Here is a 14,525-nt window from a genome sequence, read left to right as displayed (position 1 = left end):
TGGACCCACCTGATTCCATGCCGAACTCAGAAGTGAAACACAATAGCGCCGATGGTAGTGTGGGGCTTCCCCATGTGAGAGTAGGACATCGCCAGGCTTTAAATATCGTTACCTGTGTATACATGTAACAACATCTACAGTGTACTAATCTGTTGATGACAATTTTTTGGAGGGATGGCTGAGTGGTCGAAAGCACCGGTCTTGAAAACCGGCAACCGTTAATAGCGGTTCTAGGGTTCAAATCCCTATCCCTCCACCACCATTAGAAAGCCCGCTGAGAAATCAGCGGGCTTTTTTCTTATCTGCGATATACATAAATAAAAGGGGAAGGGCACTGACGTGCTCTTCCCTTTTTTGTATTTAAAACAATGACGACTAGTCCGCTAAATATTTCCCTTCTGCAACTTGCCAGAACGCTCGAATTAGATGGTTATCTAGCTGTGCTCGCTTACAACATACGCCTAACTCAAATGGCTTGATAGGTTCTATCTTTAAGCGGCTAACTTTATCTCTTACTGGACTGTTGTTTATGACCACATCAGGTGCGATGCCAACTCCACATCCTAGTGCCACCATACTTACAATCGCCTCATGGCCAGAAACTTGCGCGTATATGTTGGGTTTTATCTTCATCTTTTTAAACCATGCATTGGCTCGTTCACGCGCTGTTCCTGCTTCTGGGATGATAAAGGGCACTTCATTCCAGTTTGGCTTATCGGATTGCAGTTGTTGGCTAAAGCTACTCACACCAGATGGAATGATGACTGACAGTGGAATATCGCTGATGGTTTCGAATTCTAACCTTGAAGGAAGGATGTCTGGCTTTGCTGAAATCGCGATATCCGCTTCATCGTTTAAGATCTTGTCGATGGATTGAGCTGGATCACCAGTAGAGAGCTTAAATTCAATATACGGATGAATAGCCCTAAATTCGGTTATGAGTTCAGGTAGGTGACTGTAGCTAGCCGTTACTGAACAAAATATACGGATCTCACCTTTAAGTTCTTGCTCTCCGCCCTTCAGGTGAAGGTTATATTGCTGCCACTCTCCCACGATGCTCAATGCTACAGGCAATAGGTGTTTTCCTGCTGGGGTAAGATCAACACTGCGGTTGTCTCTGATTAGCAGTTCTTGTCCTGTTTCCTCTTCAAGCTTTTGTATCTGACGGCTCAGCGCTGAAGGACTGACGTGCATAGCAGCAGCGGTTTTGCTGAAACTCTTGCTGTCGCATAAATGTATAAATAATTGTAGAGATTTTATGTTCATGTTCTGCGATCGTTTCCATGTTGCATTTATTGCAATAACTAATTGTGAATATATCACTTTCAGCAACGGAGTGTCTGTTTTAGTATGAAGTCATTCGATAGAAAGATATCGACCTTACGGACTTATTTTTAAAGGAGTGCCCTAGAATGGCTAACTATTTCAATACATTAAACCTTCGTGAACAACTAGACCAATTAGGTCGTTGCCGCTTTATGGATCGTGAAGAATTCGCGACAGAAGCTGAATACCTTGAAGGTAAGAAAATCGTAATTGTTGGTTGTGGTGCTCAAGGCCTAAACCAAGGTCTAAATATGCGTGATTCTGGTCTAGACGTATCTTACGCTCTACGCCAAGCGGCAATTGATGAAAAGCGTCAATCATTCAAAAATGCTGATGAAAACGGCTTTGTTGTGGGTAGCTACGAAACGCTAATCCCTCAAGCAGACCTAGTAATCAACCTTACTCCTGATAAGCAACACACAAACGTTGTTGAAACAGTAATGCCTCTAATGAAGCAAGGCGCTGCTCTTGGTTACTCTCACGGCTTCAACGTTGTGGAAGAAGGCATGCAATTACGTGCTGACCTTACTGTAGTAATGGTTGCACCTAAGTGTCCTGGCTCTGAAGTTCGCGAAGAGTACAAACGTGGCTTCGGTGTACCAACACTTATCGCTGTTCACCCAGAAAACGACCCTAAAGGCGAAGGTTGGGATATCGCTAAAGCTTGGGCTGCAGGTACTGGTGGTCACCGTGCAGGTTGCCTAGAGTCTTCTTTCGTAGCAGAAGTTAAATCTGACCTGATGGGTGAGCAAACTATCCTTTGTGGCATGCTACAAGCGGGTTCTATCGTATCTTACGAGAAGATGATTGCTGATGGCATCGAACCTGGCTACGCAGGCAAGCTTCTACAATACGGTTGGGAAACGATTACTGAAGCACTTAAGTTTGGTGGCGTAACTCACATGATGGATCGCCTATCTAACCCGGCTAAAGTTAAAGCGTTTGAGCTTTCTGAAGAGCTTAAAGACCTAATGCGTCCGCTTTACAACAAGCACATGGATGACATCATCTCTGGTCACTTCTCTAGCACAATGATGGCTGACTGGGCGAACGATGACGTGAACCTACTAGGCTGGCGTGAAGAGACAGGCGAAACTGCATTCGAAAACTACCCAGCTTCTGACGTAGAAATCTCAGAGCAAGAGTACTTCGACAACGGTATCCTAATGGTTGCTATGGTTCGTGCCGGTGTTGAGCTAGCATTCGAAGCTATGACGGCATCAGGCATCATTGATGAGTCTGCTTACTACGAATCTCTACATGAGCTTCCACTAATCGCAAACACAGTTGCTCGTAAGCGTCTTTACGAAATGAACGTTGTAATCTCTGATACTGCTGAGTACGGTAACTACCTATTCGCTAACGTAGCAACACCGCTACTACGTGAGAAGTTCATGCCTTCAGTAGCAACGGACGTCATCGGCCGTGGTCTAGGTGAGACATCTAACCAAGTTGATAACGCTAAGCTAATTGAAGTAAACGAAGCTATCCGTAACCACCCTGTAGAATACATTGGTGAAGAGCTACGTAGCTACATGAGCGACATGAAGCGTATCGCTGTTGGCGGTTAATCTTCCAGTTCATCACTGAATAAAAATAGCCCTGAACATTTGTTCGGGGCTTTTTTATGCTTGCAACTATTTTACCGGTGAAGGCTTGATAGATTGAGGAAAAAATAAAGGCTTACCCGAAGGTAAGCCTTTATTCGAACTTGAACTGATTGAAAAAAATGACTATTTGTCTGAAAGCTTTGCTTCTAGTTCAGCCAGTTTTTGTTCCATTTCAGTGAGCTTCTGGCGAGTGCGAAGCAGTACTTGTGTTTGAACATCAAACTCTTCACGGCTCACAACGTCTAGCTTGTTGAGTTGGCCTTGGATAACTTGGCGAACTTTTTGGTCTACGTCTGAACCAAGCTCTTTTACTGGTTGAGGCATAGAATCGTGGATCTGCTTAGCAATTTGCTCTAGTTTTTTTGGATCAAACATATCGATTAAAACTCCTGACTATTTATCACTATTCTATTTAATCACACTTGAGATGTCGCCTATCGCGTATAAAAAAAGGCCACCGAAGTAGCCTTTTTGATTGTTTTACGACTTAGCGATTACTTGTTATCTGCTAATTCTCTGTGTGCTGCTTTTGCTTCATCGACGCGAGCTAGTTTTTCTAGATCTTTGTCTTCCACAAATACAGGAAGAGGTTTGTGTTTTTCAGCTAGGTAGCTGTAAATCACTGGCAGTACAAATAGCGTAAAGATAGTACCAATCGCTAGACCAGCAACGATTACGATACCGATACTAAAGCGCTGAGCTGCACCTGCACCACTTGCGTACATCAGTGGGATTAGACCCGCGATCATCGCAGCTGTTGTCATCAGAATTGGACGAAGACGAACTTTTGCTGCTTCCATCACCGCTTCAATACGAGTCTTGTGGTGATGCAGTTGTTCTTCTTTTGCAACCTCACAGATTAATATACCGTGCTTGGTAATCAGGCCGACCAGCGTGATTAAACCTACTTGTGAGTAGATGTTCATCGTTGCCGCACCCCAAGCTAGAGCAATTAGGGCACCACAGATCGCCAGTGGTACAGATACCATGATAACCAGTGGATCTTTTAGAGATTCGAACTGAATCGCCAGTACCAAGAAGATGATTGCTAGCGCCAGACCAAAGGTTGCGTAAAGTGCGCTACCTTCTGTTACGTATTGACGAGCTTCACCCATGTAATCGTGGTTGTAGCCACTTGGTAGCTTGTTCGTTGCCGTATCTTCAAACCATGCAATCGCATCACCCATCGCCGCGCCAGGAGCTGGTACTGCACCAATCGTTGCTGAGTTCAATTGGTTGAAGTGAGGAAGAGAGCGAGGCTCTGCCACAACATCAATCGTAATTAAACTGCCCAGTGGCACCGCTTTACCATCCGCAGCACGTACATAGTAGTTATTCATCGATTCAGGGTTCAAACGGAACTTACGCTCTACTTGAGGGATAACCTCATAAGAACGACCGTTTAAGTCGATACGGTTTACGTAGCCATCAGACATCATGGTACCAAGGGTGATACCGATATCTTGCATGGTCACACCGTATGCGCCTGCTTTGTCTTTATCGATGTGTACTTTCATCGTTGCTGAGTCGTAGTTCAGATCAAGATCTGAGTAAACGAACAGCGGGTTCGATGCTACATCCGCTAAAATGTCAGTAGTGATTTGGAACAAGCTCTCAAAACTGTTTGGTGTTGTAATAACAAACTGAATTGGAAGACCTGAACCTGCACCTGGTAGTTCTGGCATTTGGAATGCAGTTACCGCCATTCCCGGAACATCTTTAACTAAACCACCAACGCGGTTTGCTACGTCTGATTGGCTCGCCTCACGCTCACTCCATGGAACCATAGATGCGATACCAAACGCTTGGTTTGCGTTAGGTACACCAGTAAACACCTGTGCGTAAGCGACTTCTGGCTGATCCGACAGAATCTTGTTTACGTCGTTCATGGTATTTTGCATGAAGTCTAAGTTAGCATTTGATGGCGCTGTACCCATTAACATGATTACACCTTTATCTTCAGAAGGTGCTAGCTCACTTGGGATGAACTTAAACAGCATAGGTAAACTGGCAAATACGATAACCGCAAAGCCAATGAATACTGGGCGATGGTTCATTACCGCACCAAGCATACGCTCGTAACGGTTAGTCATACCATCCAGTACGCTATGTACCTTTTGTTCAAACTTGCTTGGCTCAGCATGAGCTTTCAGCATCTTTGAACACATCATTGGCGACAGCGTTAATGCCACGATACCGGATACAAATACCGAACCTGCTAGGGTTAACGCAAACTCTTTAAATAGCGAGCCTGTGATACCACCCATCATTGCGATAGGAGCGTATACCGCGCCTAGTGTTAATGTCATTGCAATAACTGGCACCGCGATTTCACGAGTACCGATGATTGCAGCACGGAAAGGGGACTCCCCGAGCTTGATATGTCGGTCGACGTTTTCTAGTACTACGATCGCATCATCTACTACCAGGCCGATGGCGAGTACCATTGCCAGTAGCGTCATCAGGTTCCAAGAGAATCCCATCGCCTGCATTACCATTGCCACACCAATCAAAGACAGTGGGATAGTAACGATAGGAATAAGAACCGCACGGAAAGAACCCAGGAACAAGGTAATTACAACCAGTACGATTAATGCTGCTTCAAGGATGGTCTTGATTACCTCTTGAATCGATTCGTTAATCGCAATTGTTGAGTCATACATTACGTTCATTGAGATGTTGCTTGGTAGGTTCTTCTCTAGCTGAGGAAGAAGCTCAAGAACATCGGCTGCAATGTTGATCGGGTTAGCACTTGGTGCCGCGTTAATCGCTGCAACAACCGCTTCCTGACCGTTCGCACTTGCACGGTACACATCGTGGCTTTTCTCTAGCGAAACCTTAGCAATGTCAGATAGACGGATTATTTCGCCTGCACCGCTTCGTACTACAAGATTCTCTAGCTCTTCAACGTTAGATACTTGGGTATCAGCACTGCCGTTGTAGAGAACGAACTCACCCGTTGCCTGACCGGTTGCCGATTGGTAGTTGTTGGCATTCAGTACCGACATCACATCGCTAGCGGTTAAATTAACTGCAGCCATTTTTGACGGGTCTAGCCATACGCGTAGTGCGTATTTCATACCACCATATAGGTCAACTTTAGATACGCCATTTACCGTAAATAGTTGCGGGTTGATTACTCGCTCTAGATAGTCGGTAATTTGGCTCGACACCAACTCATCACTGGTAAAACCAATGTAGAGTACCGCCGTTGTTGAACCGGTAGACATAGTTACGGTTGGATCTTCGGCTTCTTTAGGAAGCTGAGAACGTACCGAGTTAGTCTTGGCCAGTATGTCAGACAGCGCCGCATTCGGGTCTGTGTTCAACTTCATGTTCACGGTAATCGTCGAGCTACCGAGTACAGAAGAAGAAGTCATATAGTCGATGTTATCCGCTTGGGCCACAGCCTGCTCGAGGGGCTGGGTGATAAAGCCTTGGATAAGATCGGCACTTGCACCGTAGTAACTCGTGGTGACGGTTACTACGGTATTCGTCATTTCAGGGTATTCACGCACCTGCATTTTGAAGATTGCTTGTAAGCCAAGCAGCGCAATCAAAAAGCTGATGGATACCGCTAGAACTGGACGTTTAATAAAAACATCAGTAAAGCGCATTGTGCCTCCGGTTACAGCATAGGTGTTTCAGATGGTGGTGTGATTGCATCACTTTCCACAACCTTAACTTTGGCACCGTTACTTAGACGTACTTGGCCAGAAGTCACAACGGTATCGCCCGCTTTCACACCCTCAAGGATGTGTGCGATATCAGCAGTACGTTCACCTACTTTTACAACATGTTGAGTAACGCGTTGAACGCCGTCTTCTTCAGTTAGGATATAAACATTGTCGCCGTATAGAGTGAAAGTAATCGCTGTTTGAGGCAGAGTTACTTGGTTCTCTAGTTTAGGAAGAATGATGTTAGCGCGAGCGAACATGCCACTGCGAAGCTTGCCATCATTGTTTGGAATATCCGCTTGAACTTGGATAAGACCACTTTGGATGCTAACCGCAGGCTCAATGGCACTAATAGAACCTTTAAACGGTTTTTCTGGGTATGCATCAACGAAGATGTCGATCGCCTGACCAACCTCAATACGAGAGATGTCATTTTGAGAAATAGTGAAGCGTAGGCGCATAACACTGGTGTCTTCTAGGCGAACGATGTCAGTGCCAGATTGTAGGTATTGGCCTAGATACACATTACGAATACCGACAGTGCCGTCAAACGGAGCGCGGATCTCGCGACGGGCAATCGATGCTTTAAGGCTTTCAATATCAGCCGCTAACGATAAGAAATTAGCTTCTGCTTCATCGAAGGCTTCCTTAGAGATAGAGCCTTTCTTGAATAGCCCTTGGTAGCGCTTGTATTTAGCTTCAGCAGCCGGTAAGCGTGCCTCAGAGCTTTTTAGATTGGCTTTCTCTACATCAGAATCAAGGCGGATCAGTTGTTGGTCATTTTTAACCTCAGTACCTGATTCGAAAGAAATTTGATCGATAACACCGCTGGTTTCGTTCGCTAGTGTCACACCTTGGTTAGGTTCGATGAAGCCGATAGCTTCAATCACTGGAACCCAGTCGATCGGCTGAACTTCAGTTACCGTTACTGGAAACTCTGGTTCAGGGCGGTTGGCCATATACTCAGCAATTTTTTGTTGTTTGAACATGTTAAACCCAATAACGCTGCCGAAAAGTAGTACAGCGATGAGTAACATGAAGAAAGTCCACTTTTTCATTATGGTCAAAACTCCGATCTAGTGTTTAATTATTGCGTCCCAACTGGCTTCGATTGCAGATTCTAGTTCTGCCTCATCAAGTTGGTAAAATCCTAAAGAATGCTTGCGTGCTAGAGAAACACTAGCCGCCAAGCTCAATCCACCTAATACTTCATTGTTAAGTGGTTTAAACAATCCTTGTTCTTTCCCCTCATTAAATAGCAGCTCAACTTGGGCAAACATTTTACGTTCTAGTTCCCTGAAGTTTAGGCTATTTGTGATGGGTAGAGAGTCATACTGAACCCGATTTTTTATTGCGGCTAAATTCGTTCCTGCTAAGTGCCATATGTTCAACCACATAGTACGGTAGCGTTGTTTAATTGGATCCGAATCATTAACCCCTTGTTGAACAGCATCAGCTACTCTTTGAGTCACGAGCATTCGAACATCTTCTATCAAATGCTCTTTATCATCGAAGTAGCGATAGATAGTGCCTGCAGCCACTCCCGCTTCTTTGGCTAATTTTTGCATTGAAAGGCCTTGGAAACCGACCTCTGCAATTAGCTTTTCAGCTGCAGAAAGTATTTGCTGGCGTTTATCCCGAGGTGCATGAGTTGTCATATTTCAACTACCAATGAATGAACGTTCATTCATTATAGCCTAATAACCACACACATGTGCAACAAAGTTTTACATAATCAGCGTAAAAATCTTGTATAAGAGAACGTAGCATTCGTGCTGTTGCAGCATTATTATAGGCGCGCAATTGAATTCGCCCCTCTAGACCAAACTGAGAATCAAATGAAACTGAACCCAAGACAAGATGAAGCCGTGAAATATGTTTCGGGCCCCTGCTTAGTATTAGCGGGCGCTGGATCCGGTAAAACACGTGTTATCACCAATAAAATTGCTTATCTGGTTCAGGAATGTGGCTATAAGGCGCGTAATATTGCGGCGGTGACCTTTACTAATAAAGCGGCACGCGAGATGAAAGAGCGTGTTGGGCAAACTCTAGGTAAGGGCGAATCGAAAGGGCTGATTGTTTCGACTTTTCATACCATGGGCTTAACCATCATTCGCCGTGAATACAAAGCGCTGGGTTTGAAAGCGGGTTTCTCTCTGTTTGATGACCAAGACCAGTTAGCTTTGTTAAAAGAGTTAACAGAGAGACAGATCGATGGTGATAAGGATTTGCTACGCGCTTTAATGAGCACCATTTCGAATTGGAAAAATGACATGCTGACGCCAGATCAGGCGAAAGCACGTGCTCAAGGCGAACAAGAGCAGTTGTTTGCATTCTGTTTTGAGATGTACCAGAAACAGATGAAGGCATACAACGCACTCGATTTTGATGATCTGATCGCGATGCCTGTATTACTACTGAAAACCAATCAAGAGGTGCGTGAGCGCTGGCAGTCGCGTATCCGCTATTTACTGGTCGATGAATACCAAGATACCAACACCAGCCAATATGAGTTGGTTCGTTTACTGGTGGGAGAGCGTGGTCGCTTGACAGTCGTAGGTGACGATGACCAATCTATCTATTCATGGCGTGGTGCAAAACCGCAAAACTTGGTGTTGCTGGGTGAGGACTATCCGAATCTTCGTTTGATCAAACTCGAGCAAAACTATCGTTCAACCAGTCGAATCTTACGTGCGGCGAACATCTTGATCGCCAACAACCCACACGTTTATGAAAAGTCACTGTTCTCAGAGATCCCAGACGGTGAAAAGCTCAAGGTACTGAATGCAAAGAATGAAGAGCATGAAGCAGAGCGTATTACCGGTGAGATCATCGCCCACAAGTTTTTGAATCGCACAGAATACAAAGATTACGCAGTGCTTTACCGCGGTAACCACCAATCTCGCTTGATTGAAAAAGCCTTGATGCAGAACCGTGTGCCTTACAAAATCTCAGGCGGTACATCCTTTTTCGCCAGAGCAGAAATTAAAGACATCATGGCTTACCTACGTGTGTTGGTGAACCCTGATGATGACAACGCCTTCCTGCGTATTGTAAACACACCACGTCGTGAGATTGGCCCGGTTACGCTAGAAAAGCTAGGTAGCTATGCCAATATGCGTGGTAAGAGCTTGTTTGAGGCCAGCTTCGAGATGGGCTTAGAGCAGACACTGACGGGGCGTGGTTTAGAAAATTTGCGCCGCTTCGGTGACTGGATTGTTCGTATCTCAGACAATGCCGAGCGTGGTAATACGGTTGAAGCCGTTCGTTCTTTGGTTCGTGACATCAACTACGAAGATTGGTTGTACGAAACCTCAGCGAGCCCGAAAGCCGCTGAAATGCGAATGAAGAACGTCTCTGATCTGTATAGCTGGATTGTGGCCGATCTTGAGGGTGACAACTACGATAAAGAAGAGAAAACCCTGCGCGAGGTGGTTCAACGTTTAACGCTGCGCGATATGATGGAGCGTGGTGAGGATGATGACGATGCAGATCAAGTCCAATTAATGACATTGCATGCATCGAAAGGTCTAGAGTTCCCATATGTATTCCTGATGGGTGCAGAAGAGGGCATCTTGCCGCACCAAACCAGTGTCGATGAAGGCAACGTAGAAGAAGAACGTCGTCTTATGTATGTGGGGATTACTCGAGCGCAGAAAGAGCTGACTTTTACTAAGTGTCGTGAACGTCGTCAATATGGTGAATTAATAAAGCCAACACAAAGCCGCTTCCTCGATGAGCTGCCGCACGATGATGTGGAGTGGGAAAGCGTTAAGAAGCCTCAATCCGCTGAAGAAAGAATGGAAAAAGGGCAGGCGCACATTGCGAATATTCGAGCGATGTTCAACAAGAAGTAATGCCCTACTTTAATCGCACTATATAGAAGCCAATAAAAAAGGTGACCATGAGGTCACCTTTTCTGAATCTGGCATTTTTAATTACAGACCGGCAATCATGTGCTCGATAGCATCTTTGATTTCGTCGTCTGAACAATCCATACATGAACCTTTCGCTGGCATCGCATTGAAGCCGTTGATTGCGTGGTCAGCTAGAATGTCGCGACCTTGAGCAATGCGAGGACCCCAGTCACCAGCATCACCTGTTTTAGGTGCGCCACTTACGCCAGATGCGTGACAAGCGATACAAAAGGTACCGTAAACTGCTGCGCCATCACGAGGGCCTGTTGGTTCTGCGGCTACTGGCTCGCTGCCGACTAGGTAAACTTGGCCAACTGGTTTGATGCGTTCAGCAATTGCATCGTGCTCCGCTTCGCTTAGGCCTGCAGCCATTGCGCCAGTTGAAAAGGTTAAAACTGCGATGACAACGCTTAAAATTCGACGAGACATATCCATTAAACTCACTTTACATTCCCAAGGTAAGTACATGCTTACCAATTTATAGTGTTGGAAGGGTGTTTTGGCTTTAACCAGCAAAGAGCAACTGTTAAACCAATGTAAATAATGGGTGATTATATCCCGATAAGTTGTTGCAATAAACAACAACTTATAAGCTGTGGCGGGTTGTAGTACTCAAATAAGGGGTTTATCACATATTAACTGTCGAAAAAGAGACCAAACAGAAAAAAAAGTTAAAAAAGTACTAGACGGCATTGGGTGATATACGTATTATTCCACTCCGCCGACAGGGCATGCGCCTGTAGCTCAGCTGGATAGAGCGTTGGCCTCCGGAGCCAAAGGCCGAAGGTTCGAATCCTTTCAGGCGCGCCATCCGGTCTCTTACTTCGGTAAGTGAGAAATTGGCAAAAAGAAATAATGGTGGCTATAGCTCAGTTGGTAGAGCCCTGGATTGTGATTCCGGTGGTCGCGAGTTCGAATCTCGTTAGCCACCCCATTCTTTCTTTACAAAATATCGGTAGCTTCGGCTTCCAGTGTTGATTTATTATTCCCAAGAGTCGATACAAAACTAGTCGGTGAATAGCGCAGCTTGGTAGCGCATCTGGTTTGGGACCAGAGGGTCGGGGGTTCGAATCCCTCTTCACCGACCACTATTTCAATAATCGCTTTTAAGCGGTTATATAAAAAATTAGTGGTGGCTATAGCTCAGTTGGTAGAGCCCTGGATTGTGATTCCGGTGGTCGCGAGTTCGAATCTCGTTAGCCACCCCATTAATTTTGGTAGCTTCTTTGAAGTTCCCAGTTTGAGAAATCAAACGAAACGTCTCGGTGAATAGCGCAGCTTGGTAGCGCATCTGGTTTGGGACCAGAGGGTCGGGGGTTCGAATCCCTCTTCACCGACCACCTTAAGAAGCCCTAGTCGAAAGACTAGGGCTTTTTTACATCTGAAATTTAGATAACTTGAACAGAGTGGGGGTTCACCTGATGTTCAAAGAATGCCTCTTCACCGATCACTTAAGAAGCCTCAACTAGCCGTCCGCGTCAGAAATGACGGGGCTTCTTACATCTATCTCCCCTTCTTATATAAAACAGATTCCTAACGATCTGCTTGATAATGGTGCTGCTACAGAGTTGCTTTCTTTATCAAATGTACAGTTCTATATCTAATTTTATATAAATGGAGTGCTCAATAATTCGACATATTAATGGGTTTGGTCTAAAGACTTTTATGAAAAGTGAAACCTGATCCTAAATTTGCTCACTAAGGCCTGAATTTGACAGCTTTGTACGCATTTGGTCGTTCAAAAACTCCTCTGATTTATTAGGCCTTTCGTTTGTCTGTTTTGTATTTACCAAAATAATACAGATGGTTAAATGTATGGCTAATTAACGTTTATCTGGTTGTTTTATTTATTTAAATTAACAAAATTAGCGTTTGTTTCTATAGTGTTAATTTTTTTTTGGAATAATTATTTGTTTTTAGTGACTGGTAGTGAGATCTGCTTTGAAGCACGGCTTTAACTCTACAAGTAAGTAGTGGTAAGGAGTTTGTGAGTATTTCTTGCCGATAATATAATGTTGATTTTTCTTACTATATGCTCTTTTGGTGAATAGTTATGTGGCACTTTTGCTTGCTAAGCGTTTAATGTCGACTTTTTATCCTATTTTTGTTGCTTTTCTGTGAATTATTTGCCAAATTGTCAACCGTATAAAATATCAGAACAATATTCTGGTAAGAATGGATTCAATTTTGCAGACAGGGCAGAAAGCTGCCAAAGCAGTAGAGGTCTGGTAATGTCACTTTTAGAAGTAAAAAATCTTCGTATCGAATACCCATCTCGTCATGGAGTTCACGCCGCAGTTAAATCACTTTCGTTCAACATTGAACGTGGTGAGATTGTTGGTGTTGTAGGCGAGTCTGGTGCAGGTAAATCAACAGTAGGTAATGCTGTGATCGATTTGCTGAGCCCTCCTGGCCGCATTGCTAGCGGCGAGGTATTTCTGGATGGCGAAAAAGTCTCTGGTTTATCTCCTGAACAGATGCGTTCTGTTCGCGGCTCAAAGATTGGTTTTATCTTCCAAGACCCAATGACTTCTCTTAACCCTCTATTCACAGTAGAACAGCAGTTAAAAGAGACGATTCATGCCAACATGAAGGTTTCGGATCAAGAAGCCTACCAGCGCTCATTAGACTTGATGAACCAAGTGGGTATCCCACAACCAGAAAACCGTTTAAAGCAGTACCCTCACCAATTCTCTGGCGGCATGCGTCAGCGTGTGGTTATCGCGATCGCATTGGCAGGTGAACCTGACCTAATCATCGCAGATGAACCAACAACAGCACTGGATGTTTCTATCCAAGACCAGATCTTGGGTTTGATTCGCGACCTATGTATTAAGAAGAACGTAGGTTGCATGTTGGTCACGCACGACATGGGCGTGGTATCTAACGTTACCGACCGCGTAGCCGTTATGTATCGTGGTGACTTAGTTGAGTTTGGCCCAACAGCGAAAGTTCTGGGTACTCCTGAACACCCATATACACACAGTCTTATCTCTGCGGTTCCTCGTTCGGATCGCAAACTCGATCGTTTCCCTCTTGTTAGCTACATCGAAGAAGCACAAGAGATGGAACCATTGGATGTGAAGAACCACTGGTTAGGTCAAAGCCAAGATCACCGTGATTACACTGGCCCTCTGTTGAACGTTGAGAACGTAAACTTACGCTTTACCACCAAAGATTCTTTCTTTGAGAGCCGTCGTGAGTACGTTCAAGCATCAAACAACGTGAGCTTTGAAGTGCATGAGGGTGAGACGTTTGGTTTAGTAGGTGAATCAGGTTCAGGTAAATCAACGATTGCTCGTGTGATTGCTGGCTTGTACGCACCAAACTCAGGCAAGGTAACGTTTGAAGGCGTTGATCTTACTGGTCTGAAATCTGAAAAAGAACGTCGCCCTATGCGTCGTCAAATGCAGATGGTTTTCCAAAACCCTTACACATCAATGAACCCTCGAATGAAGATATTCGACATCATTGCTGAACCTATCCGATTCCATAAGCTTACTCGCAACGAAAATGAAACTCGTCAGATCGTGAACGACCTGCTAGAGCACGTTGGTTTAGGCAAAATGGCTGGGGTGAAGTACCCACACGAATTCTCAGGTGGTCAACGTCAGCGTATTTCTATCGCTCGCGCTTTGGCGACTCGCCCACGTCTTTTGATTTGTGATGAACCAACATCGGCACTGGACGTGTCGGTACAGGCTCAGATTCTTAACCTACTAAAAGACTTACAAGACGAGCTAAACCTAACCATGCTGTTCATCAGTCACGATCTACCGGTTATTCGCCAAATGTGTGACCGTGTTGGTGTGATGCAGATGGGGACATTATTGGAGGTTGCGCCAACGGAGCAGCTGTTCCAATCACCTCAGCATGAATACAGCAAACAACTGATTTCTTTAATGCCTGAATTTACAGGCTTAAGAGAAGAAAAAGCAGTGGCACAAGCCGCGGTATAAAAATCAGCAGGCTGGAGTTTAGCTTGCTAACAACAA

9 protein-coding genes, 6 tRNA genes and 1 rRNA gene are annotated in these 14,525 nt (G+C 44.8%); 10 read left to right on the top strand and 6 right to left on the bottom strand.

The genetic code is table 11. The features are described from left to right. Window positions 1-97, top strand: a 5S ribosomal RNA gene (gene rrf, locus F0229_RS04310); the annotation flags it as partial. A gap of 71 nt (window positions 98-168) precedes the next feature. Continuing rightward, a tRNA-Ser gene (locus F0229_RS04305) sits at window positions 169-259 on the top strand. 116 nt (window positions 260-375) lie between these two features. Here F0229_RS04305 and ilvY read toward each other — a convergent pair. Beyond that, window positions 376-1,266: an HTH-type transcriptional activator IlvY gene (gene ilvY / locus F0229_RS04300; RefSeq protein WP_171732319.1), complete on the bottom strand. Its 891-nt coding sequence runs from the start codon at window positions 1,264-1,266 to the stop codon at window positions 376-378. A 146-nt stretch (window positions 1,267-1,412) separates the two neighbouring features. On the opposite strand from ilvY, the gene ilvC reads away from it, so the two are divergent. After that, window positions 1,413-2,897 carry a ketol-acid reductoisomerase gene (ilvC, locus tag F0229_RS04295; RefSeq protein WP_017061965.1) on the top strand — a complete coding sequence of 495 codons (1,485 nt, stop codon included), beginning with the start codon at window positions 1,413-1,415 and terminating at the stop codon, window positions 2,895-2,897. A 162-nt stretch (window positions 2,898-3,059) separates the two neighbouring features. On the opposite strand, the gene F0229_RS04290 is transcribed toward ilvC, so the two are convergent. The 4 genes from F0229_RS04290 to F0229_RS04275 form a co-directional block, all read right to left on the bottom strand. Then, window positions 3,060-3,311: an accessory factor UbiK family protein gene (locus F0229_RS04290; protein WP_017061964.1), complete on the bottom strand. Its 252-nt coding sequence runs from the start codon at window positions 3,309-3,311 to the stop codon at window positions 3,060-3,062. 119 nt (window positions 3,312-3,430) lie between these two features. Then, the gene (locus tag F0229_RS04285) at window positions 3,431-6,553 is read right to left on the bottom strand and encodes a multidrug efflux RND transporter permease subunit (RefSeq protein ID WP_171732318.1); all 3,123 of its coding nucleotides are present in this window, start codon (window positions 6,551-6,553) and stop codon (window positions 3,431-3,433) included. 11 nt (window positions 6,554-6,564) lie between these two features. Continuing rightward, window positions 6,565-7,671: an efflux RND transporter periplasmic adaptor subunit gene (locus tag F0229_RS04280; protein ID WP_171732317.1), complete on the bottom strand. Its 1,107-nt coding sequence runs from the start codon at window positions 7,669-7,671 to the stop codon at window positions 6,565-6,567. Between the two features lie 18 nt (window positions 7,672-7,689). Then, window positions 7,690-8,271: a TetR/AcrR family transcriptional regulator gene (locus F0229_RS04275; RefSeq protein ID WP_171732316.1), complete on the bottom strand. Its 582-nt coding sequence runs from the start codon at window positions 8,269-8,271 to the stop codon at window positions 7,690-7,692. A gap of 180 nt (window positions 8,272-8,451) precedes the next feature. On the opposite strand from F0229_RS04275, the gene rep reads away from it, so the two are divergent. Next, on the top strand, window positions 8,452-10,470 hold the full coding sequence (gene rep, locus F0229_RS04270; RefSeq protein WP_017061960.1) for a DNA helicase Rep: 2,019 nt from the start codon (window positions 8,452-8,454) through the stop codon (window positions 10,468-10,470). Between the two features lie 81 nt (window positions 10,471-10,551). On the opposite strand, the gene F0229_RS04265 is transcribed toward rep, so the two are convergent. Next, window positions 10,552-10,965 (bottom strand): cytochrome c5 family protein, encoded by a 414-nt coding sequence (locus tag F0229_RS04265; protein ID WP_017063036.1) that lies wholly within the window; start codon window positions 10,963-10,965, stop codon window positions 10,552-10,554. 298 nt (window positions 10,966-11,263) lie between these two features. Between F0229_RS04265 and F0229_RS04260 the strand changes: the two genes are divergently transcribed. From F0229_RS04260 to F0229_RS04235, 6 genes are all read left to right on the top strand, one after another. Beyond that, window positions 11,264-11,340: transfer RNA gene (locus tag F0229_RS04260), tRNA-Arg, on the top strand. A gap of 48 nt (window positions 11,341-11,388) precedes the next feature. Then, window positions 11,389-11,464, top strand: a tRNA-His gene (locus tag F0229_RS04255). A gap of 77 nt (window positions 11,465-11,541) precedes the next feature. Next, window positions 11,542-11,618: transfer RNA gene (locus F0229_RS04250), tRNA-Pro, on the top strand. A 44-nt stretch (window positions 11,619-11,662) separates the two neighbouring features. Beyond that, a tRNA-His gene (locus F0229_RS04245) sits at window positions 11,663-11,738 on the top strand. Between the two features lie 55 nt (window positions 11,739-11,793). Continuing rightward, window positions 11,794-11,870 (top strand) — tRNA-Pro (locus F0229_RS04240). Window positions 11,871-12,761: 891 nt separating this feature from the next. Then, the gene (locus tag F0229_RS04235; RefSeq protein ID WP_017060132.1) at window positions 12,762-14,489 is read left to right on the top strand and encodes an ABC transporter ATP-binding protein; all 1,728 of its coding nucleotides are present in this window, start codon (window positions 12,762-12,764) and stop codon (window positions 14,487-14,489) included. The last annotated feature ends 36 nt before the right edge of the window (window positions 14,490-14,525 follow it).

Source organism: Vibrio sp. AIC-3, assembly GCF_013114515.1.
In the GTDB taxonomy this organism is placed as follows: Bacteria; Pseudomonadota; Gammaproteobacteria; order Enterobacterales; family Vibrionaceae; genus Vibrio; species Vibrio crassostreae_C.
The sequence above is the reverse complement of the archived record's forward strand: the minus strand, read 5'-3'. Positions and strand labels throughout refer to the sequence as shown.

Coding starts and splice junctions, on each gene's coding strand:
- ilvY (WP_171732319.1), bottom strand. CDS start 1,266: ATGAACATAAAATCTCTACAATTATTTATACATTTATGCGACAGCAAG.
- ilvC (WP_017061965.1), top strand. CDS start 1,413: ATGGCTAACTATTTCAATACATTAAACCTTCGTGAACAACTAGACCAA.
- F0229_RS04290 (WP_017061964.1), bottom strand. CDS start 3,311: ATGTTTGATCCAAAAAAACTAGAGCAAATTGCTAAGCAGATCCACGAT.
- F0229_RS04285 (WP_171732318.1), bottom strand. CDS start 6,553: ATGCGCTTTACTGATGTTTTTATTAAACGTCCAGTTCTAGCGGTATCC.
- F0229_RS04280 (WP_171732317.1), bottom strand. CDS start 7,671: ATGAAAAAGTGGACTTTCTTCATGTTACTCATCGCTGTACTACTTTTC.
- F0229_RS04275 (WP_171732316.1), bottom strand. CDS start 8,271: ATGACAACTCATGCACCTCGGGATAAACGCCAGCAAATACTTTCTGCA.
- rep (WP_017061960.1), top strand. CDS start 8,452: ATGAAACTGAACCCAAGACAAGATGAAGCCGTGAAATATGTTTCGGGC.
- F0229_RS04265 (WP_017063036.1), bottom strand. CDS start 10,965: ATGGATATGTCTCGTCGAATTTTAAGCGTTGTCATCGCAGTTTTAACC.
- F0229_RS04235 (WP_017060132.1), top strand. CDS start 12,762: ATGTCACTTTTAGAAGTAAAAAATCTTCGTATCGAATACCCATCTCGT.